The organism is Pseudomonas sp. AC136, assembly GCF_979258585.1.
The window spans coordinates 2,584,345-2,604,571 of record NZ_OZ409865.1; the positions used below are offsets into that span (position 1 = coordinate 2,584,345).

Consider the following 20,227-nt stretch of genomic DNA (forward strand, 5'->3'; position numbering starts at 1 on the left):
CCGGTAGCGTGCTAAACAATCATAATTCTCACCAAACCGCTCAAGGAGACGGCCTTGCCGAGCTCGTCCATTCCCTCTGCTGATTCGTCGGTGCTGCTGGTGCAGCTGTCCGACAGCCATTTATTTGCAGAAGCGGACGGCAAACTGCTGGGCATGGACACCCGTCACAGCCTGGAAAAAGTCATCGAACGCGTGCAGCTCGAGCAGCCGCACATCGATTTGATGCTTGCCACTGGCGATCTTTCTCAAGATGGCACGCTGGAATCCTACAACCGCTTCCGTGAAATGACCGCCGTGCTGGCTGGCGCCGCGCGCTGGTTTCCGGGTAACCACGACGAATTGCCGGCCATGCAAGAGGCCTGCGTAGGCACCGAGCTGATGGCGCCAGTGCTGGATGTCGGCAATTGGCGCGTGACGGTGCTCGACTCCTCCATTCCTGGCGCCGTTCCTGGCTACCTCGAAGAAGCGCAACTGAACCTGCTGGTCAATGCCCTGAGCGAAGCCCCGGACCGTCATCATTTGGTGTGTTTCCACCACCACCCGGTGTCCATCGGCTGCCGTTGGATGGAGCCGATCGGCTTGCGCAATCCGGATGAACTGTTCGCGGTGCTCGACCGTTTTCCACAAGTGAAGGCGGTGCTGTGGGGACACATCCACCAGGAATTCGACCAGATGCGCAACGACGTGCGCCTGCTGGCCTCGCCGTCCACCTGTGTGCAATTTGCACCGGGTAGCGAAGAGTTTCAGGTCGACGACACCGCGCCGGGCTACCGCTGGCTGCGCCTGCACGACGATGGCCGCCTGGAGACCGGCGTTTCCCGCGTCACCGGCATTCATTTCGTGGTCGATTACACCATCAAGGGTTACTGACCGCCGCGCGGCGCGACAGCCCAACGCACAACGACCCAACCAACGCCCACACCATCTTTGCTAAAGTGCGCCGCTACGGTTTTATGGAGTCGCCCGCGTGCTGACCGACACCCCCACCCTTCTTTATATACACGGCCTCAACAGCTCCCCGGCGTCGCACAAAGCCAGCCAGCTGAGTGGCGTCATGCAGCGCCTCGGCTGGGCCGATCAGGTGCGTATGCCTGCGCTGCATCACCACCCGCGCCAGGCCATGGCGCAGCTGGAGGAAGCCATTATGGAGCTGGGCCGCCCGACGCTGGTCGGCAGCTCCCTTGGCGGCTACTATGCGACCCACTTGGCCGAGCGCCACGGTTTGAAGGCGCTGGTGATCAACCCGGCGGTCAACCCTCACCGCCTGTTCGCCGGCCATCTGGGCACCCAGACCAACCATTACACCGGCGAAACCTGGGAACTGACCCTCGACCACGTCACCGCTTTGAGCGAACTGGAAGTGCCGGCGCCCGCCGACCCCGCCCGCTATCAGGTGTGGTTGCAGACCGCCGACGAAACCCTTGATTATCGGCACGCCCAGACCTTCTACCGGGACTGCGCCCTGCGCATTCAGGCAGGTGGCGACCATGGCTTCCAGGGTTTTGCCCAGCGCCTGCCGGCCTTGCTGGCGTTTGCCGGGTTTGCCTCGAGCACCTGGCGCGATTTCGACTTTTCCGACATTTAACGACTGACGAACGAGACCCCATGGCCCAGCAAGGTTCCAGCTCTTACAACGCAGACGCCATCGAAGTCCTTTCCGGCCTCGATCCGGTGCGCAAGCGCCCGGGCATGTACACCGACACCAGCCGTCCCAACCACCTGGCCCAGGAAGTGATCGACAACAGCGTCGACGAAGCCCTGGCCGGCCACGCCAGATCGGTGCAGGTAATCCTGCACGAAGACAACTCGCTGGAAGTGTGCGACGACGGCCGCGGGATGCCGGTGGACATCCACCCTGAAGAAGGCGTGCCGGGCGTTGAGCTGATCCTGACCAAACTGCATGCCGGCGGTAAGTTTTCGAACAAAAACTACCAGTTCTCCGGTGGCCTGCACGGTGTGGGTATTTCGGTCGTCAACGCCCTGTCCACCAGCGTGGAAGTGCGGGTAAAACGCGACGGCAACGAATACCGCATGACCTTCGCCGACGGCTTCAAAGCCACTGATCTGGAAGTGATCGGCACCGTTGGCAAGCGCAATACCGGCACCAGCGTGCATTTCTGGCCCGACGGCAAATACTTCGACTCGCACAAATTCTCCGTCAGCCGCCTCAAGCACGTGCTCAAGGCCAAGGCCGTGCTGTGCCCGGGCCTGTCGGTGAGCTTTGAAGACAAAGCCAGCGGCGAAAAAATTGAATGGTTCTACGAAGATGGCCTGCGCTCGTACCTGGCCGATTCCGTCGCTGAAGTTGAGCGTCTGCCCAACGAGCCGTTCTGCGGCAGCCTGGCCGGTAATAAAGAAGCCGTTGACTGGGCCTTGCTGTGGCTGCCCGAAGGCGGCGAAAGCGTGCAGGAAAGCTACGTCAACCTGATTCCTACCGCCCAAGGCGGCACCCATGTAAACGGCCTGCGCCAAGGCCTGCTGGATGCGATGCGCGAGTTTTGCGAATTCCGTAGCCTGCTGCCGCGCGGCGTGAAGCTGGCGCCGGAAGACGTGTGGGAACGCATCGCTTTTGTGCTGTCGATGAAGATGCAGGAGCCGCAGTTCTCCGGGCAGACCAAAGAGCGCTTGTCCTCCCGTGAAGCGTCGGCCTTTGTTTCCGGCGTGGTCAAAGATGCCTTTAGCCTGTGGCTGAACCAACACCCGGAACTCGGTCTGCAATTGGCGGAACTGGCCATCAGCAACGCCGGGCGCCGCCTGAAAGCCGGTAAGAAAGTCGAACGCAAACGCATCACCCAAGGCCCGGCGTTGCCTGGCAAGCTGGCCGACTGCGCCGGTCAGGACCCAATGCGCTCCGAGCTGTTTCTGGTGGAAGGTGATTCCGCTGGCGGTTCGGCCAAGCAAGCGCGAGACAAAGAATTCCAAGCCATTCTTCCGCTGCGCGGCAAAATTCTGAACACCTGGGAAGTGGACGGCGGCGAAGTGCTGGCCAGCCAGGAAGTGCACAACATTGCCGTCGCCATTGGCGTCGACCCCGGCGCGGCGGACCTTTCGCAGTTGCGCTACGGCAAAATTTGCATCCTCGCCGACGCCGACTCGGACGGTCTGCACATCGCCACCTTGCTTTGTGCCTTGTTCGTGCGGCACTTCCGCGCGCTGGTCGATGCCGGCCACGTGTATGTCGCGATGCCGCCGCTGTACCGCATCGACCTGGGCAAAGAAATTTACTACGCCCTCGACGAAGCCGAGCGCGATGGCATTCTCGACCGCCTGGTGGCCGAGAAAAAACGCGGCAAGCCGCAGGTCACGCGCTTTAAAGGTCTGGGTGAAATGAACCCGCCGCAACTGCGCGAAACCACCATGGACCCCAATACGCGCCGCCTGGTGCAGTTGACCCTGGAAGACTTCGAGCTGACCCAGGAATTGATGGACATGTTGCTGGCGAAAAAACGCGCGGGCGACCGCAAAACCTGGCTGGAATCCAAGGGCGACCTGGCCGAGGTTCTGACCTGATGCGCCAGCTGTTCGCGGCCCTGCTGCTGATAGCTGCTCCCGTTTTCGCGCAAACCTCGCCTCCACCTGCGGCCGCCAAGCCGCAACCGGTGGTGGCCATGGATGCCGCCGAACCCGAGCAAGCGCCGGCCCCTACGCCGCCTTTCGAAGAGCTGAAACTGCTCAGCGAACAGGCGGTGGACGGCATGCCAACCGGCAATTTATCTGGCCTGGCCTGGTGCGGCGATGCGTTATGGACGGTGTCCGACCGCGACGATGATCGCGTTTACCGTCTCACCAGCAAAGGCGCCGTGCTTCAGGCCGAGGTGGAACTGTTCGACGCGCCGCCCGCGCCGCAAAGCCCGCTGCCCTGGGGCACACGCGTACGTAATTGGCTCGCCAGCCTGACCCGTGGCGGCGCGCTGGATTTCGAAGGCATCAGTTGCGACGCCAAGGGCAATCGCTACCTGGTCAGTGAGGCCGCGTCGGCGGTGCTCATGCTGCCACCGGCCGGCACCGGCGAATGGCTCAACCTGCCGCCGAGCCTGGTTCGACAGGCCCGGGCTCGCGGCATGCTGCTGCATTTCAACGCCTTGTTTGAAGGCCTCGCCATCGACGCCAAGGCCGAGCGTCTGTGGCTGGCGGCCGAGCGCGAGCGCCGGGGTTTGCTGGTGCTGCACAAATCCGAAGGCAGTTGGAAATGTGCCGGCGGCTGTGTGCTGATGAGCGAGGGCGGCGACGAGTTGCCGCCGCCGCAAATGGGCACCAAACCCATGCCCAAAGACTTCGGCGACTTGGCCCTGTACAAAAACCATCTGTACACCTTAGAGCGCCTGACCCACCGCATCTGCCGCCGCGCCGTGGATACCGGCGAAGCCGAGCGCTGCTGGTCGTTCGCCAGCGAAGCGCTGACCGATGCGCGCAAGTACGACGAGCCGTGGGGCATGGCTGAAGCGCTGACCATCGACGAAAAAGGTGCCTGGATCGGCGTCGACAACGGCAACAAAGCCCGTGGCGACGGTGAAGACCGCCCTATCGTCTGGCGGTTTGCCGCGCCGGCTGATGGCTGGAGCGCCAAGCCGTGACCGAACAAACCGTCGGCCGCCGCGCCGGTCGCGTGATGTGGGTGCTGTTCTGGGGCGCCGGCCTGGCGTTGGCCACGCACTTTTTCGGGCAGTGGGAAGAGAAAAAGCACAACCCGAACCAGGTGCCGAGCTCGTCCCACGGCCAGGGCTTTATCGAAGTGCGCCTGGCCGGAAATGGCCAAGGCCACTTTGTTTCTACCGGCGCCATTAATGGCAACACCGTGCTGTTTATGCTCGACACCGGCGCCACCGACGTGGCCATTCCCGGCGAAATAGCCGACAGCCTCAAACTGGAACGCGGCGCGCCGGTAACCGTGAGCACTGCCAACGGCATGAGCACCGGTTACCGCACCCGAATCGACAGCCTGCAATTGGGCGAGATCGTGCTGCACAACGTGCGCGCCCTGGTGGCGCCCGGCATGCAGGGCGACGAAGTGCTGCTGGGCATGAGCGCACTCAAACAACTGGAATTCACCCAGCGCGACGGCACCTTGGTGCTGCGCCAGACCACCACACAATGAGGCACGCATGAGCGACTCTCTAGACCTGAGCCTGGACGGCGTGGAGCGGCGCTCCCTGGCCGACTTCACCGAGCAGGCCTACCTCAACTATTCCATGTACGTAATCATGGACCGCGCCCTGCCGCACATTGGCGACGGCCTGAAGCCGGTACAGCGGCGCATCATTTACGCCATGAGCGAGCTGGGCCTGGACGCCGATTCCAAGCACAAGAAATCGGCGCGTACCGTCGGTGACGTGCTGGGTAAGTTCCACCCCCACGGCGACTCCGCGTGCTACGAAGCCATGGTGCTGATGGCCCAGCCGTTCAGCTATCGCTACACGCTGGTCGACGGCCAGGGCAACTGGGGCGCGCCGGATGATCCGAAATCCTTCGCCGCCATGCGCTACACCGAAGCGCGCCTGTCGCGTTACTCGGAAGTGCTGCTCACCGAATTGGGCCAAGGCACCGCCGACTGGGTGCCGAACTTCGACGGCACGCTCGACGAACCCGCTGTACTGCCGGCGCGCCTGCCCAACCTGCTGCTCAATGGCACCACCGGTATTGCTGTGGGCATGGCCACCGACGTGCCGCCGCACAACCTGCGTGAAGTGGCGAGCGCCTGCGTTCGCCTGCTCGATGAGCCTAAGGCCACGGTTGAAGAGCTCTGCGAACACGTCCTCGGCCCGGATTACCCGACCGAAGCCGAAGTTATTACCCCGCGCGCCGACCTGCTGAAAATCTACGAAACCGGCAAAGGCTCGGTGCGTATGCGCGCGGTGTACCGCGTGGAAGATGGCGACATCGTTGTTACCGCGCTGCCGCACCAAGTGTCGGGCGCCAAAGTGCTGGAACAGATCGCCGGCCAGATGCAGGCGAAAAAGCTGCCAATGGTCGCTGACCTGCGCGATGAGTCGGACCACGAACACCCGTGCCGCATCGTCATCATTCCGCGTTCCAACCGCGTCGATGCCGACGAGCTGATGCAGCACCTGTTTGCCACCACCGAGCTGGAATCCAGCTACCGGGTGAACATCAACATCATTGGCTTGGACGGCAAACCGCAGGTGAAAAACCTGCGCGACCTGCTCAGCGAATGGCTGGTGTTCCGCATCGGCACCGTGCGCCGTCGCCTGCAATTCCGTCTGGATAAAGTCGAGCGCCGCCTGCACCTGTTGGACGGCTTGCTGATCGCCTTCCTCAACCTGGATGAAGTCATTCATATCATCCGCACCGAGGACCACCCCAAGTCGGTGCTGATGGAGCGCTTTGCGCTGACCGACACCCAGGCCGATTACATCCTCGACACCCGCCTGCGCCAATTGGCACGGTTGGAAGAGATGAAAATCCGTGGCGAACAGGAAGAACTCGCCAAAGAACAAGCCAAGCTGCAGGCCCTGCTGGGCAGCGAAACCAAGCTGCGCAAACTGGTGCGCAGCGAGCTGATCGCCGACGCCGAAACCTACGGCGACAACCGCCGCTCGCCCATCGTGGCGCGCGCCGAAGCCAAAGCGCTGTCGGAAACCGAGCTGATGCCCACCGAACCGGTCACCGTGGTGGTGTCAGAAAAAGGCTGGGTGCGCTGTGCCAAAGGTCACGACATCGACGCCACCTCGCTCTCCTACAAAGCCGGCGACGAATTCAAAGCCTCGGCACCGGGGCGCTCGAACCAGTACGCGGTATTTATCGACTCGACGGGGCGCAGCTACTCGCTGGCGGCGCATTCGCTGCCGTCCGCACGGGGCCAGGGCGAACCGTTGACCGGCCGCCTGACGCCACCGCCAGGCGCCACGTTCGAATGCGTGTTGCTGCCCGAGGACGACGCACTGTTCGTCATCGCCTCCGACGCCGGCTACGGCTTCGTGGTGAAAGGTGAAGACCTGCAAGCCAAGAACAAGGCCGGTAAGGCCCTGCTCAGCCTGCCCAACGGCGCTAAAGTGTTGCTGCCGCAGCCGGTGGCGAACCGCGAGGAAGATTGGCTGGCGGCGGTGACCACCGAAGGCCGCCTGCTGCTGTTCAAAGTCGCCGACCTGCCGCAACTGGGCAAAGGCAAGGGCAACAAAATCATCGGCGTACCGGGTGATCGCGTCGCCAATCGCGAAGAGTTCGTCACCGGACTGGCCGTGTTGCCTGCAGGCGCCACGCTGGTGCTGCAAGCCGGCAAGCGCACCCTGTCGCTGAAAGCCGACGATCTGGAGCATTACAAAGGCGAACGCGGCCGCCGCGGCAACAAACTGCCCCGTGGCTTCCAGCGTGTCGATGGATTGCTCGTCGAGGCGTAACTACACGAAGGGCGCGCATTGCCGCTTGAAGCGCGCCGTTCGCTACCAGATCGGCGCGTTTTGCCTCCCTGCACCGCTCTAAATCGCCATCGCGAAGCACGCCGTAACCTTCGCAAGGCTGGAGTCACAGGCAGCTTTGTCGGATGATAGCCGGCCTTGGCCCAGTGTTTTGACTGCAAGCGGCCCCGCGCCGCTGCCTGGATGAGATAGATGATTTCGTTGCGAATTTCCTCGCTGCTTTTACTGACCAGCCTGTTGAGCATGGTCGGCTGCGTCGCTCAGCAACCAGTGACGTTGTACCAACTCGACAGTGGCAACCCGAAAATGCCCGTCGCCAACAAAGGCGTCGCGGTGCTGCTGGGGCCGGTGTCCATCGCCGACTACCTGCAACAACCCACCCTGCTGCAACGCCAACCAGACGGCAGCCTGACGCCCGCCACTGAAGCCCGCTGGGCCGGAGCGCTGGGCGCGGATATCGATCAAGTATTGCTGCGCCAACTGGCCTCGCGCCTGGAAACCCAACGCCTGGTAATGGCGCCTGGCGGTGCTGGGTTCGTGCCCGACGTTCAAGTGGAATTGACCATCAGCCGCATGGACTCAGGCCCGCTGCAGCCAGCGGTGCTGGATGCGCAGTGGCGCTTGCTGGACCGTCGCGGCCAACTGCGTGACAGCCGCCTGATTCATATCGAAGAACCCCACCTGGGCGGCTCGGCCGATCAGGTGCGGGCGCAAAGCGTGGTGCTGCGGCGCTTGGCCGAGCAATTGGCGACGGCCATCAAGCCGATGTCGGAGCAGCCCATCGCCGAAGAAACGCGTAAGCCAGCGGCGGTGCCCACACCGGCCAAAACGCCGGAACCCCCGCAAATTCCGAAGGCGGCGCCGGTTAGGCAGCAGACCGAAGTGTTCCGCTTCTAGGAAGAAAAAAAACCGCCCCAGATGGCGGTTTTTTTATGGGCGGCTGGAGCAGTCACAAAGCATCGCGGCTAAAGCCGCTCCCACAGGTTGCACAGCCTGTAGGAGCGGCTTTAGCCGCGATGCGATTGCCTGGCCACCGCCAGAGCCGCCGCAAATTCCCAAGACTGAAGTGTTCCGCTTCTAAGAAGAAAAAAACCGCCCGAGATGGGCGGTTTTTTTACGGGCGGCTGGAGCAGTCAAAAAGCATCGCGGCTAAAGCCGCTCCCACAGGTTGCACAGCCTGTAGGAGCGGCTTTAGCCGCGATGCGATTGCCTGGCCACCGTCTTACTTCAACAACGCGCCCAGGCCGACAAGCAACCGCTCAAGCGCGCCCTTGTTGCGCTGCATCACTGCCAGCCCCGCCGCGCCCATTTGCGCAGCCTGCTGCGGTTGTTGCCACAGTTCGCCGACCGCTTCCGCCAGCGCCTCGGCGTCCTTCACTTCGCGCAAGGCCTGGGCATCGCGCAATTGCGCAGCAATATCGAGGAAGTTGAACAGATGCGGTCCGCTCAATACCGGTTTGCCGAGCGCGGCCGGTTCCAGCAGGTTATGCCCGCCACTGGCGACCAGGCTGCCGCCGACCAACGCGGCATCAGCCAGGGCATAGAGAAACAGCAGCTCGCCCATGGTGTCGCCGAGCAGCACTTGCGTGGTGTCGTTGACCGGCGCGGCGGTGGAGCGGCGCACGGTGTTCAGACCGGCTTTGCCACATAACTCGAACACGCTGTTGAAGCGCTCAGGATGGCGCGGCACCAGAATCAGCAGCGCATCGCGGCGCTCGGCGAGCAAGCGTTGGTGGGCGGCCAGCACGATTTCGTCTTCGCCGGCATGGGTGCTGGCGGCGATCCACACCGGACGGCCTTCGGCCTGCCATTCAATGCGCAGCGCGTGGGCGCGTTGCAGCAGTTCGGGGTCAATGCTGAGGTCGAACTTGATCGAGCCGGTAACCGTTACGCATTCAGGCCGCGCGCCCAAGCTGCGAAAGCGCTCGGCTTCGGCGTCGGTTTGCACGGCCAGCAAGCTCATTTCGGCCAGCATCGGCGCAGTCAGCTTGGCGAAACGCCCATAGCCGCGCGCCGACCGTTCAGACAGGCGCCCGTTGGCCAGCGCCACCGGAATGCCCCGCCGCGCGCACTGGTGAATGTGGTTGGGCCACAGCTCGGTTTCCATGATGATCGCCAACCTCGGCTGCGCGCGGTCGAGAAAACGCGCCGCCGCCCACGGCAAGTCATACGGCAGATAGCAATGTTGAATCAGCGGGTCGCCAGCAAACAGCGCCTGAATGCGCTCGGAGCCCGTGGGCGTCATGCAGGTGACGGTGATCGGCAGCTGCGGATAACGCTGGCGCAGAGCGCGCACCATCGGCGCGGCGGCGATGCTCTCGCCCACCGACACGGCGTGCACCCATATGCCGCCGGTTTTCAGCGGCGGCAAACCGATAGCGAAGCGCTCATTGACGCGTTGGCCGTAGGCCGGCGCCTTGCGGGCGCGAAGCAACAGACGCAGCGCAATCAGCGGCAGGGCCAGGTGAAACAGTACGGTGTAGAGGGTTCTATTCATGCCGCGCAGTTTACTGAGTTCACCATCAAGATGAAGCGCCTCGCTTAGCCGATTGCTTGCAGGTGCTCAGCAAAGCAGTCGGCCAGCCACACGGCGGCGGGCCCCAAGGCTTCGTCGCGGCGACAGACCAATTCGACCACCAGCGGTGGCGGCGTCCAGTCGCTGCGCAGTTCCACCAATTGATTGAGATAGGTCGGGTATTGCGCGACGTGGCGCGGCAGCCAGGCCCAGCCCAAGTTACGCATCACCAGCTCAGCCATGGAATAGAAGCTGTCGGTGCGCCACACAGCCGGACTGATTTGCTCGCCGCCCGGGTAGTGCCGTTCCTGCGGCGCCATAAGCAGTTGGCGGTGTTGCGCCAGCGCATGTCGGTCAACGTAGTGCGCCTTGGCCAGGGCGTGCCCGGCGCCACACACGGTGACCATCTCGATCGTGCCCAGGCGCTGACGCTCCAAGGCGCGCGGCATGTTTTCGTGGTGGAACAGCAAGCCAAGGTCAGCGCGCCGGTCCAGCAGTTTCCCCGCCACATCGCCCTGCGCGCCGCTGGACAACTGCACTTCCAGGCGCGGAAATTGCCGGGCCAGCGCTTCAAGGCTATCGAGTACAGGTTGGTAGGGCATGGCCTCATCTTGTGCCAGACGAAGGCACGCTTCTTCGCCCTTTACCAATCCCATCGCGCGACCTTCCAAGCGCTCGCACTGGCGCAAGATTTCCCGCGCATCTTCCAGCAGCACCTGTCCGGCCTCGGTGAGACGCGGTTGACGGCCGCTGCTGCGGTCGAACAGCAACATGCCCAAGTCGGCCTCCAACAGCGCAATAGCGCTGCTCACCGCCGACTGCGCACGCCCCAAACGCCGGGCAACCGCCGAGAACGACTGGCTTTCCGCCACGCTGACAAACAACCGCAACTGCTCGAAGTTCCACTGCATGGCGGCAACCTATCTCCAAACCCGATAGCTAATGACTTTATCCCATCGCCACAGCGCTTAGAATCCCGCCATCGAAACAGTCGCCTATATAAGGAGCGCCGCCATGTCCGGTTACCTGTACCTCGGCATCGCCATTGCCTCGGAAGTGATCGCCACCACCTCAATGAAAGCCATCGACGGCTTCAACAAGCCGCTGCCATTGGTGCTGGTGATCGTTGGCTACGCCATTTCCTTCTGGATGCTGACGCTGGTGGTGCGCAGCATTCCGGTCGGCGTGGCGTACGCGGTGTGGGCCGGGTTGGGCATCGTGCTGGTGAGCATCGCGGCGGCGATTATTTACAGCCAGAAGCTCGATGTACCGGCGATGTTGGGCATGGCCATGATCGTGGCGGGGGTTGTGGTTATTCAGTTGTTTTCCAGCACGACCGGGCACTGACGCCAACGCGCTTTTGTAGGAGCGAGCTTGCTCGCGAATGGGCCTCGTGCCAGAAGTGCTTCGCGAGCAAGCTCGCTCCTACGGAAATAGCAAGCCGCCCTACCCTCGAAACCCAGCGTTATACTGCCGCCCTGTTTTTCTGAAGGCAGCTCCCATGTCCCAAGCCCTTAGTACTGACATTCTCATCGTTGGCGGCGGCATTGCCGGCCTGTGGCTCAATGCGCGCTTGCGCCAACAAGGTTTCGCCACTCTATTGGTTGAAAGCGCCAGCCTGGGCGGCGGGCAGAGCGTGAAGTCGCAGGGCATCATTCACGGCGGCGCCAAGTACGCGTTACACGGCGCGCTGACCGGCGCATCCGAAGCCATCGCCGATATGCCGCGCCGCTGGCGCGAGGCGCTGGAGGGCAGCGGCGAGCTGGACTTGCGCGGCGCGCGCGTGCTTTCCAACGCGCATTACCTGTGGTCTCCCGGCACCCTGGCCGGCAACCTGACCAGTTTTTTCGCCAGCAAAGCCGTGCGTTCGCGCGTCGATCAAGTCAAAGGCGCCGACCTGCCGCCCGCCCTGCAAGACCCCAAATTCAAAGGCAAGGTGTACCGCCTCAATGAGCTGGTGTTGGATGTGCCGAGCCTGATCCAGCGCCTGGCCGAACTGGCGGGCGACAGCTTGCTCAGCGGCGAACACATCGAACCGCTGCTGGAAAACGGCGAGCTGGCGGGCCTTACGGTCGACGGGCGTGAAATACGTGCCCAACGCGTGGTGCTCAGCGCTGGCGCCGGCAACGCCGCATTGCTCACGGCGCTCGGCCAGAGCCAACCGTTGATGCAGCGCCGGCCGCTGCACATGGTGATGGTCAAGGGGCCGACACTCAAACCGCTGTACGCCCATTGCCTCGGCGGCGGGCCCAAGCCGCGCGTCACCGTCACCAGCCACCCCACCGCTGATGGCCAATGGCTGTGGTACTTGGGCGGCGACCTCGCCGAAGCCGACGGCGTGGCTCGCGACGGCCAGGCGCAAATTGCCGCCGCGCAGAAAGAGCTGAGCAACCTGCTGCCGTGGGTCGATTTCAGTCAAGCGCATTGGGCCACCTTGCGCGTCGACCGCGCCGAGCCTGCGCAAAGCGGTCTGGTTCGCCCCGACAACGCCTTCCTCACCGAGAGCAAACGCCTGCTGATCGGCTGGCCCACTAAACTGGCGCTCGCCCCCGACTTCGCCGACCGCGTGCTGGCTGCGCTGAAACGCGACAACGTGCAGCCCGGCAATCACCCGGCCCTGCCCGAATTGCCACGCCCATCCGTGGCGCCCACGGCCTGGGAGGCGCTGCTGCCATGAGCCAGAAAACCCTGCACGATCTGCATCGCGCGCTCGGCAGCACCGGCCTGCGGGTGTCGCCGCTAGGGCTGGGCACCGTCAAGCTGGGCCGCGACCAAGGGGTGAAATACCCGAATGGTTTTCAGATTCCCGACGACCACGAAGCGCGCCTGCTGCTGAGCCTGGCGCGCGAGCTGGGCATCAACCTGATCGACACCGCGCCCGCCTATGGCCGCAGTGAAGAGCGGCTGGGGCCGCTGCTGCGTGGCCAGCGTGATGAATGGGTGATTGTCAGCAAGGTCGGCGAAGAATTTACCGACGGCCTTTCGCATCATGATTTCTCCGCCGCCCACACCCGACTGTCGGTGGAGCGCAGCCTCACGCGCCTGGAAACCGACCGCATCGACCTGGTGCTGGTGCATTCCGACGGCAACGACCTCGACGTGCTGCACCAACATGAGGTGTATCAAACCCTGGCGGCGCTAAAGGCAGAGGGCAAAATCGGCGCTTACGGCTTTTCCGGCAAAACCGTCGAAGGCGGCTTGTTGGCGTTGGAGCACGGCGACTGCGCCATGGTCACCTACAACCTCAATGAGCAGGGCGAACGTCCGGTGCTCGACTACGCTTGGCAGCACGGCAAAGGCATTCTGCTGAAGAAAGCCCTGGCCAGCGGGCATGTATGTCTGGAACCGGGCATTGATCCGGTGCGTGCCAGCTTCGAATTGGCCTTTGCGCACCCGGCTGTCGCCAGCGCGATAGTCGGAACCATCAATCCGCTGCACCTGTCACACAACGTCTCTACAGCCGCGTCCGTTATCCACTCTCTCGGGCGGGGTTAAAACAATAACGACCGCCATTCGCTGAGCCGTAACAATCATCAGCGAGCATGCGCAGTAGCTGTCCCCAGGAAGGAGCCGATATGCCGAAGGTCCTCGTCCGCAAGGCCCCCACTGATTTCAAAACCTTGGCGCTGCATGTCGAAGCCAGCGCCACCGGCCTGAGCTACCAGGGCATTGGCCCACCGCTGAATTTTTCCCAGGTGCTGGATCGCCGCCAGCCCCTGCCGCTGGATAACGCCGAGCGGTTTCAAGTCGATCTGGCCAACTTGGGCGTGTCTGTTCGCCTGACGCTGAACTGGCAAGGCCGCGATTACTGGGTACTGGTTCGCCAGCGCCGTCTGGACCGTGGCGATGTGGTGCTCAAGCTGATTTCCGGCTACGTGCCGGCCCACGAACTCAACCTGCCGCTGCTGACCGCCATTCAGGAAGTCGCCGAAGAATGCTTGCTGGAAACACCGGAAGGCTGGTTGGGTGGGCGCTTTGGCGATACCTGGCTGCCCACGCCATATCACAGCGCCCTGCGTTACCGCGAGTCGACGAGCTTCAGCCTAAGTCCGTTATCCGGCGCGGCGCGGCCGATTCGTTGTGGCAACCTGACCCTGATCGAACGCCCGCGCGCCTATGTGCACGTGCCGACTTCGTCGTTGCAGTTGGTTTACGACCTGCGCCTGGAACTGCCGAAAGAGGCGCGTCAGCTCAGCCTGTTTCACGTCGACGAGCGTTTGGAAGACGGCAAACTGGTCGCCCGCCTCGACCGCACCAAACCCGACCTCTATCTGATTCCCTTGAACCAGGGCAAACCGAGCGCGGAGCTGCTTACCCTCAAGCAAGGCGCGCTGGTGCCGGCCAGCACGCGCGGTATTTTCCTCGCCGAAAGCTTTGCCCCGCAGGAAGGGTGGTTAGTGCGAGAAGAACGGGTTCGCTGGAAAGACTGGGTTGCCCAGCAAGGATTGGGCGCAAAAAAGCCCCAGGCGAGAGCGGTGGCTAGCTGAAAAGCTCGCGGCTAATCGGAATGCCGCCCAACCGCTCCCACAGAAACGCACGACCTGTGGGAGCGGCTTTAGCCGCGATGCTTTTGATTAACGCGCTACTTCAACTCGCTGGAGCTTTTCCCCAGCAACCGCCGCGCCACGATCAGCAGTTGTATCTGCTGGGTGCCTTCGAAGATGTCGAGAATCTTCGAATCCCGCGCCCATTTCTCTAGCAGCTCGTCCTCGCCATAGCCCAATGCACCCGCCAGCTCCACGCATTTAAGCGTCACTTCGTTCGCCACGCGTCCGGCCTTGGCTTTGGCGATGGACGCTTCCTTTGAGTTGGGCAGCTTGTTATCGGCCATCCACGCCGCTTTCAAGGTGAGCAGCCGCGCGGCTTCCCACTCGGCTTCCAGGCGGTACAGCGTCGCCTCGGCATGGCTGACGGCAAGCAAGGGCTTGGCATAGTCGAAGCGAAAGGTGTCTTTGAGCAATTCGCGCGTGCGGTCCAGCGACGCTTTTGCCACGCCGATGGCCATGCCGGCCACCAGCGGCCGCGTGTTGTCGAAGGTTTCCATCACCCCGGCAAAACCTTTCTGCACGTCCACTTCCGGATTGCCGAGCAGGTTGGCAGCCGGCACCCGGCAGTCGTTGAAGCTGATGGAGGCGGTGTCCGACGCTTTGATGCCGAGCTTTTTCTCCAGCCGCGTCACGCTCATGCCGGGCGTGCCGTGTTCGACCACGAATGACTTGATCGCCGCGCGGCCCAGGGCTTTGTCCAGGGTGGCCCAGACCACCACCGAGTCAGCCCGCTCGCCGGAGGTGACGTAGATTTTTTCGCCGTTGAGCACGTAGTGGTCGCCGTCCTTGCGCGCTGTGGTGCGAATGGCGGCGGAGTCGGAGCCGCAGCTCGGCTCGGTGATCGCCATCGCCGCCCAGGTACCGTTGAAGCGTTGCAACTGTTCGTCGTTGGCCACAGCGGCAATGGCAGCGTTACCCAAGCCTTGGCGCGGCATGGCCAGCAGCAAGCCGACGTCGCCCCAGCACAACTCCATCACGCCTAGCAGCGCCGACAGATTACCGCCGTTTTTCACGCCCTCTTCCACCGATTTAGCCGCGCCGCGCTTGCTCGCCGAGGTGGCGCCAATGGCGTCTGGCGAGCCAGCGTTCATGCCGTCCAGTAGCGCGGCGAGCAGGTCGAGTTCTTTCGGGTAGGCGTGTTCAGCCTTGTCGTATTTACGCGAAATCGGCCGGAAATAGTTGGCCGCCACTTGGTGCGCCTGATGCACCAGGCCAGAGAATTTTTTCGGGGTTTCCAGGTTCATGTGCGTAACTCCCTGCTCACAGTTGCAGGCCGCCGGCCATTACGGCCACGGCGCGCAGGTCGCGGTACCAGCGCTCGGCTGGGTGTTCTTTGGTAAAGCCATGGCCGCCTAACAACTGCACGGCGTCGGTGCCGATTTTCATGGCTTTTTCTGCGCAAAACAGGCGCGCCAGGTACGCCTCACGGTGGAATTCCAGCCCTTGCTCGGAGCGGGCGCAGGCGCGCCAGACCAACATGCGCATGGCGTCCAGTTCAATGGCGATGTCGGCGATCATAAACGCCACGCCCTGGCGGTGGCTGATGGGTTCACCAAAAGCGATGCGTTCGTTGCAGTAGGTCGTCACGTACTCCAGCGCCGCCTGGCCAGTGCCCACGGCGAGTGCACACCAGGCCAGCGCGGCGTGGTCCAGAAAGCTTTGGTAGCTGAAGTGCTCGGCGTTCAGGCGCTGTTCAGCCGGCACTTTCACGCCCTTGAGTTTGACCCGCGCCGTGGCGCCGGCCTTGAGCCCCATGCCCGGCTCGGGGAAACGTTGCAGCCCTTTGCTGCCGGCCTCGACGATAAACAGCGCCGGACCATTTTCGGCGCGCGCGGCGATGATCAAGTGGCTGGCGTCCAACCCACGCAGCACCAGGCATTTCTCGCCGCTGAGGGTGTAATGCTTGCCCTTGCGCTTGGCTTTGGTGCCCAGCTTGAGCGGGTCGAACAGCGCCTCGGGCTCGTTGACGGCAATGGCCATCACCGGCGCACTGGCTTCGCCCACAAACGCCGGCAACCAGCGTTGCTGCTGCTCAGGCGAGCCCCAACGGCGAATGCAATTGGCGGCCGACAACGGCACCAGCAACGCGGCAGCCAGGGACATATCGCCCTTGGCCAACGCTTCGGCGATCAAGGCATTGCTCACCGTGGTGCGCTCGCCGGCCATGCCGCCGTGGGCTTCGCTGACGCCGTAAAACGTCAGTCCCAGGTCTTGCGCCTGATTGAGCAATTCAGCGGGGACGGCAGCATTGGCGTCGGCGTCGTGGGCGGCTGGGCGCAGCACGTCGCTGGCAAAACCGGCGAGCATATCGACGAGCATTTGCTGCTCTTCGCTAAGGGACAAATCAAACAGCGCGTCCGGGTCGACCTTGCGCGGCGTGCGACTGCCGCCTTTTTGCGCGCGGTCAGCGGCCATGCGAAAGCTGGCACGGCTGCCGCTGTAAACGAGTTTTTCAAAGGGCTTGCGCAGGTTCAGGCGATCAGGCCAATCGGCCTGCGCCATGCGATTGAGAAGGGCCAGAGCGCGGCCTTGTACATCGGCATTCATGGGCATCTTTCCGTCCAGGATGAAGATGCCCGCAGCATGCGCGCGTCAAAACGCCGCGCCTATGACCGCTACGCCGGGGGTGATTGGCAGGTCAGCCAAAGGGAGGACGCAGTGCGCCTTGCGGCTGAAGCTGCCCAGGCACCACCGATTCGTTGCCGATGTGCAGATCTACTGTAGGAGCGGCTTTAGCCGCGATGCGGTGCGCCTGCGCAAAAGCGATTCGGAGTAAACCAGTCAATCACCGCGCCTGGATTCCCGCTTTCGCGGGAATGACGTAGGGGGGGAGGCCCCTCGGTGGGCTGCGCCATGCGCACCTCGGCCAACGGATTATTTGCGCTCGCGAATCTTATTAACGATGGCCGTCGTGGAGCTGTTTTCCACCAACCCCAACACCCGCACTTCGCCGCCGTAGGCTTTGACGATATCGGCACCGACAACCTGCTCAACGCCGTAGTCGCCGCCTTTCACCAACACGTCCGGTTTAACCGCACGCAGCAGGTTTTCCGGGGTGTCTTCGCTGAAGCACACCACCCAATCCACGGCGCCCAGACCGGCGAGCACGGCCATGCGGCGGTCGACCGAATTGATCGGCCGACCCGGGCCTTTCAGGCGGCTAACCGACGCGTCGTCATTCACTGCCAGCACCAGGCGGTCGCCTTGGGCGCGGGCTTGTTCGAGGTAGGTCACGTGGCCGGCGTGGAGGATGTCGAAGCAGCCGTTGGTGAAGACAATTTTTTCGCCATGGGCGCGGGCGTCGTCGATGCTGGTCAGCAGTTGATCCAGGGTCAGCACGCCCCGCTCGGAGCCTTCTTCACGCTGCACGGCGCGGCGCAGTTCGGGTGCGCTGATGGCGGCGGTGCCCAGTTTGCCGACTACGATGCCAGCGGCCAGGTTGGCCAACGCCACGGCTTGCGGCAGTTCCTCACCGGCTGCAATGGAGGCGGCCAAGGTGGAAATCACGGTGTCGCCGGCGCCGGTTACATCAAACACTTCACGGGCGCGGGCTGGCAGATGCAGGGCCGGATGATCGGGACGCAGCAGGGTCATGCCGTGCTCGCCACGGGTCACCAGCAAGGCGCCCAATTCCAGTTCGCGCATCAGCTCGGCGCCCTTGGCGACCAGCTCGGCTTCGTCGGCGCAGCGGCCGACGATGGTTTCAAATTCGCTGAGATTCGGGGTGATCAGGCTGGCGCCACGGTAGATGGCGAAGTCTTTGCCCTTGGGGTCGGCCAGCACCGGAATGTTGCGTGCGCGGGCGGCCTGGATCAGCTCCTGGTGGTTCTTCAGCGCGCCTTTGCCGTAGTCCGATAGCACCAGCACTTTGATGCCGTTGAGCTGGCTTTCGACCGAGGCGGTGAGCGCCACGGTGTCGGTTCTGAACGGTTCTTCGAAGTCCATGCGCAGCAGTTGCTGATGACGGCTCATGACCCGCAGTTTGACGATGGTCGGCTGGCCGGCAATACGTTGGAACTGGGCGCTCACGCCAGCGGCCTGCAGGCTGTCGGCAAGGCTGACGGCGGCTTCGTCTTCGCCGGTCACGCCCACCAGACGAGCCGGCGCGCCCAGGGCGGCGATGTTCAGCGCAACGTTGGCGGCGCCACCGGGACGGTCTTCGATCTGGTCAACGCGCACCACGGGAACCGGCGCTTCCGGGGAAATCCGCGAGGTGCCGCCGTGCCAGTAGCGGTCGAGCATGACATCACCGACCACTAAAACTGAGGCCTGATCAAAACGGGGCATGGACAACTTCATGGACTCTCCGGGGACGCTTAAACGCGGCAAAAAATATAGCACAGCGAGGTACGCGCCCGGCCTCAAGCGGCCGGGCGCTGCGCCTCAATCAGGTAAACGGCGGACCCAGAACAGCTCGTGCCGTCGGACCGCTTTGCGAAAGAACTCATCCTCACCGGTGGCCGGCCAGCGGCGCCCGGCGAGGAGCTGTTGAATAACGCGGCGCAGGCGCTTTTTCAGCGGCGGCCGCCCTTGCAAATCGTGCTGCATGCCCAGCGCCATGGCTTTGTCGATCTGCGTGGCCGCACTCAGTACCGGGCTCCACAGCAGGTCCGCCGGCAGCGCGTAGATGGCGGGCGGCAAAGCAATGCCGTTGCCCGCCGGGCCCATGGGCCAACGGTCGTTGTCGTGCAGGTGGTTGGCGTAGAACAACAGGGTGTGCGGTTTCCAGGTGCTACGGGCGATAGCCTGACGCAGGGCCTCGGTGGTGGCGACGTGGTCGGCGTGTGGATCCAACTCCGGGTGCGGCGTAACCACAACGCTCGGGCGGAAGTGCTCCAGGGCAAACACCAGATCAGCTAGCAAATTACTCCAGCTCGGCACGCCATCGCTGTCACTCGGCAAGCGCAGCGGATTGAGCCGCCGCACGCTGCGCACATCGCTTTCGCCCGACTCGCGCGAGCCAAAGGCTTGGTCCGGTTCGGCGGCCATCGCCGGCAATTGCAGGCAGTAATAACCCAGTTGCAGACAATGGGTGGCGGGCACGCCGCCCCACTGCGGCACCGTAATGCTGTCCCAGGCGCGCAAATGGCCTTTGAGCCGCGCCGCGTTTTCCGGCGAGAGGCCCATTTGCTGGAAGCGTTCGGCTTCGATTTCGCCTTGGGTCAGGGTCACGATGCTGACATTTTTGCTGCGGCTGTAGAGGCCGAAGGCGGCCAGCTCGGCGTCGTCGGCATGGGGCGCGAGGATCATTACCGGCTCTTCGGCGTAGTCCGGGTTGCTCAGGCAGTACAGCTCGCCCGCCGATGCCAGGCGGCAGAAGCGGCCCTTGATGGTCAGCTGTCCTTGCGCCAAGGCGGCGGCCTGACCGGACACATTGAGATAACGCCGCCCCGCCACGCCGCGCTCGAAGTCCTGGCGGTCATCGCCCACCAGAACGTGCGGATCCAGCAAGCGACCAAGCAACGTGGCGCGCACCCGTACCGACAAAATCAGCGTATCGCCTTCGACCACCGCATCGCGCAATTGCACCGTGCCGTCGGCCAGCGTGACGGCAAAACGTGGCGTGCCGGCGGGAAAGCGGTACAGGTAATCGTCTTTGGGCGAGTAGAACAAATGGTCGGCAAACCACGCTTCGTGGCCGATCCAGCCCAGTACAAGCAACAGCGGCACCAGCCACCAAGCGACGATCAGTCCCAGCAGCGCCAGCACCACCAGGGCAATGGCGAGGAACAGGCGTTTGTTGCGCCGATGCTGTTTAAGAAGCTGCTGCTTGCGTGTGCTCATGGGGGAAA

17 protein-coding genes are annotated in these 20,227 nt (G+C 63.3%); 11 read left to right on the plus strand and 6 right to left on the minus strand.

Annotation, left to right across the window (positions count from 1 at the left end; all coding sequences use genetic code 11):
* Positions 1 to 54: 54 nt before the first annotated feature.
* From cpdA to ACZZZU_RS11725, 7 genes are all read left to right on the plus strand, one after another.
* Positions 55 to 870 carry a 3',5'-cyclic-AMP phosphodiesterase gene (gene cpdA, locus ACZZZU_RS11695; protein WP_463550673.1) on the plus strand — a complete coding sequence of 272 codons (816 nt, stop codon included), beginning with the start codon at positions 55 to 57 and terminating at the stop codon, positions 868 to 870.
* 97 nt (positions 871 to 967) lie between these two features.
* Entirely contained in the window at positions 968 to 1,585 is a 618-nt protein-coding gene (locus ACZZZU_RS11700; protein ID WP_463550674.1) for a YqiA/YcfP family alpha/beta fold hydrolase, read from the plus strand.
* Between the two features lie 20 nt (positions 1,586 to 1,605).
* Positions 1,606 to 3,510 (plus strand): DNA topoisomerase IV subunit B, encoded by a 1,905-nt coding sequence (gene parE, locus ACZZZU_RS11705; protein WP_463550675.1) that lies wholly within the window; start codon positions 1,606 to 1,608, stop codon positions 3,508 to 3,510.
* 98 nt (positions 3,511 to 3,608) lie between these two features.
* Entirely contained in the window at positions 3,609 to 4,574 is a 966-nt protein-coding gene (locus tag ACZZZU_RS11710) for an esterase-like activity of phytase family protein (protein WP_463542252.1), read from the plus strand.
* 35 nt (positions 4,575 to 4,609) lie between these two features.
* Positions 4,610 to 5,095 (plus strand): retropepsin-like aspartic protease family protein, encoded by a 486-nt coding sequence (locus ACZZZU_RS11715; protein ID WP_463552132.1) that lies wholly within the window; start codon positions 4,610 to 4,612, stop codon positions 5,093 to 5,095.
* Between the two features lie 7 nt (positions 5,096 to 5,102).
* A complete protein-coding gene (gene parC, locus ACZZZU_RS11720) occupies positions 5,103 to 7,355 on the plus strand; it encodes a DNA topoisomerase IV subunit A (protein ID WP_463550676.1) in 2,253 nt (750 codons plus the stop codon).
* Between the two features lie 210 nt (positions 7,356 to 7,565).
* Positions 7,566 to 8,270 carry a PqiC family protein gene (locus ACZZZU_RS11725; RefSeq protein WP_463550677.1) on the plus strand — a complete coding sequence of 235 codons (705 nt, stop codon included), beginning with the start codon at positions 7,566 to 7,568 and terminating at the stop codon, positions 8,268 to 8,270.
* Between the two features lie 325 nt (positions 8,271 to 8,595).
* On the opposite strand, the gene waaA is transcribed toward ACZZZU_RS11725, so the two are convergent.
* Entirely contained in the window at positions 8,596 to 9,870 is a 1,275-nt protein-coding gene (gene waaA, locus ACZZZU_RS11730) for a lipid IV(A) 3-deoxy-D-manno-octulosonic acid transferase (RefSeq protein ID WP_463550678.1), read from the minus strand.
* 44 nt (positions 9,871 to 9,914) lie between these two features.
* Positions 9,915 to 10,799, minus strand: coding sequence for a LysR family transcriptional regulator (locus tag ACZZZU_RS11735; RefSeq protein ID WP_463550679.1), 885 nt, complete (start codon positions 10,797 to 10,799; stop codon positions 9,915 to 9,917).
* A 103-nt stretch (positions 10,800 to 10,902) separates the two neighbouring features.
* Between ACZZZU_RS11735 and ACZZZU_RS11740 the strand changes: the two genes are divergently transcribed.
* From ACZZZU_RS11740 to ACZZZU_RS11755, 4 genes are all read left to right on the plus strand, one after another.
* Positions 10,903 to 11,235: a DMT family transporter gene (locus ACZZZU_RS11740; RefSeq protein WP_122493315.1), complete on the plus strand. Its 333-nt coding sequence runs from the start codon at positions 10,903 to 10,905 to the stop codon at positions 11,233 to 11,235.
* 154 nt (positions 11,236 to 11,389) lie between these two features.
* Positions 11,390 to 12,565 (plus strand): NAD(P)/FAD-dependent oxidoreductase, encoded by a 1,176-nt coding sequence (locus tag ACZZZU_RS11745; RefSeq protein WP_463550680.1) that lies wholly within the window; start codon positions 11,390 to 11,392, stop codon positions 12,563 to 12,565.
* On the plus strand, positions 12,562 to 13,383 hold the full coding sequence (locus tag ACZZZU_RS11750) for an aldo/keto reductase (RefSeq protein WP_463550681.1): 822 nt from the start codon (positions 12,562 to 12,564) through the stop codon (positions 13,381 to 13,383). The genes ACZZZU_RS11745 and ACZZZU_RS11750 overlap by 4 nt, the downstream gene beginning before the upstream one ends.
* 80 nt (positions 13,384 to 13,463) lie before the next feature.
* Positions 13,464 to 14,375, plus strand: a complete 912-nt coding sequence (locus ACZZZU_RS11755; RefSeq protein ID WP_463550682.1) for a metal ABC transporter ATPase — start codon at positions 13,464 to 13,466, stop codon at positions 14,373 to 14,375.
* Between the two features lie 95 nt (positions 14,376 to 14,470).
* Here the strand turns inward: ACZZZU_RS11755 and ACZZZU_RS11760 are convergent, their stop codons facing one another.
* The 4 genes from ACZZZU_RS11760 to ACZZZU_RS11775 all read right to left on the minus strand — a co-directional run bounded on the left by ACZZZU_RS11760 (position 14,471) and on the right by ACZZZU_RS11775 (position 20,219).
* Entirely contained in the window at positions 14,471 to 15,679 is a 1,209-nt protein-coding gene (locus tag ACZZZU_RS11760; protein WP_122449533.1) for an acyl-CoA dehydrogenase family protein, read from the minus strand.
* A 16-nt stretch (positions 15,680 to 15,695) separates the two neighbouring features.
* On the minus strand, positions 15,696 to 16,988 hold the full coding sequence (locus ACZZZU_RS11765) for an acyl-CoA dehydrogenase family protein (protein WP_463550683.1): 1,293 nt from the start codon (positions 16,986 to 16,988) through the stop codon (positions 15,696 to 15,698).
* Between the two features lie 321 nt (positions 16,989 to 17,309).
* Complete coding sequence (gene hldE, locus ACZZZU_RS11770) at positions 17,310 to 18,734, minus strand: bifunctional D-glycero-beta-D-manno-heptose-7-phosphate kinase/D-glycero-beta-D-manno-heptose 1-phosphate adenylyltransferase HldE (protein WP_463550684.1); 1,425 nt, start codon at positions 18,732 to 18,734, stop codon at positions 17,310 to 17,312.
* Positions 18,735 to 18,818: 84 nt separating this feature from the next.
* Entirely contained in the window at positions 18,819 to 20,219 is a 1,401-nt protein-coding gene (locus tag ACZZZU_RS11775; protein WP_463550685.1) for a PIG-L deacetylase family protein, read from the minus strand.
* Positions 20,220 to 20,227 lie beyond the last annotated feature (8 nt).

Coding starts and splice junctions, on each gene's coding strand:
- ACZZZU_RS11745 (WP_463550680.1), top strand. CDS start 11,390: ATGTCCCAAGCCCTTAGTACTGACATTCTCATCGTTGGCGGCGGCATT.
- ACZZZU_RS11725 (WP_463550677.1), top strand. CDS start 7,566: ATGATTTCGTTGCGAATTTCCTCGCTGCTTTTACTGACCAGCCTGTTG.
- parE (WP_463550675.1), top strand. CDS start 1,606: ATGGCCCAGCAAGGTTCCAGCTCTTACAACGCAGACGCCATCGAAGTC.
- parC (WP_463550676.1), top strand. CDS start 5,103: ATGAGCGACTCTCTAGACCTGAGCCTGGACGGCGTGGAGCGGCGCTCC.
- ACZZZU_RS11775 (WP_463550685.1), bottom strand. CDS start 20,219: ATGAGCACACGCAAGCAGCAGCTTCTTAAACAGCATCGGCGCAACAAA.
- hldE (WP_463550684.1), bottom strand. CDS start 18,734: ATGAAGTTGTCCATGCCCCGTTTTGATCAGGCCTCAGTTTTAGTGGTC.
- ACZZZU_RS11760 (WP_122449533.1), bottom strand. CDS start 15,679: ATGAACCTGGAAACCCCGAAAAAATTCTCTGGCCTGGTGCATCAGGCG.
- ACZZZU_RS11765 (WP_463550683.1), bottom strand. CDS start 16,988: ATGCCCATGAATGCCGATGTACAAGGCCGCGCTCTGGCCCTTCTCAAT.
- ACZZZU_RS11710 (WP_463542252.1), top strand. CDS start 3,609: ATGGATGCCGCCGAACCCGAGCAAGCGCCGGCCCCTACGCCGCCTTTC.
- ACZZZU_RS11755 (WP_463550682.1), top strand. CDS start 13,464: ATGCCGAAGGTCCTCGTCCGCAAGGCCCCCACTGATTTCAAAACCTTG.
- ACZZZU_RS11740 (WP_122493315.1), top strand. CDS start 10,903: ATGTCCGGTTACCTGTACCTCGGCATCGCCATTGCCTCGGAAGTGATC.
- ACZZZU_RS11735 (WP_463550679.1), bottom strand. CDS start 10,799: ATGCAGTGGAACTTCGAGCAGTTGCGGTTGTTTGTCAGCGTGGCGGAA.
- waaA (WP_463550678.1), bottom strand. CDS start 9,870: ATGAATAGAACCCTCTACACCGTACTGTTTCACCTGGCCCTGCCGCTG.
- ACZZZU_RS11750 (WP_463550681.1), top strand. CDS start 12,562: ATGAGCCAGAAAACCCTGCACGATCTGCATCGCGCGCTCGGCAGCACC.
- ACZZZU_RS11715 (WP_463552132.1), top strand. CDS start 4,610: ATGTGGGTGCTGTTCTGGGGCGCCGGCCTGGCGTTGGCCACGCACTTT.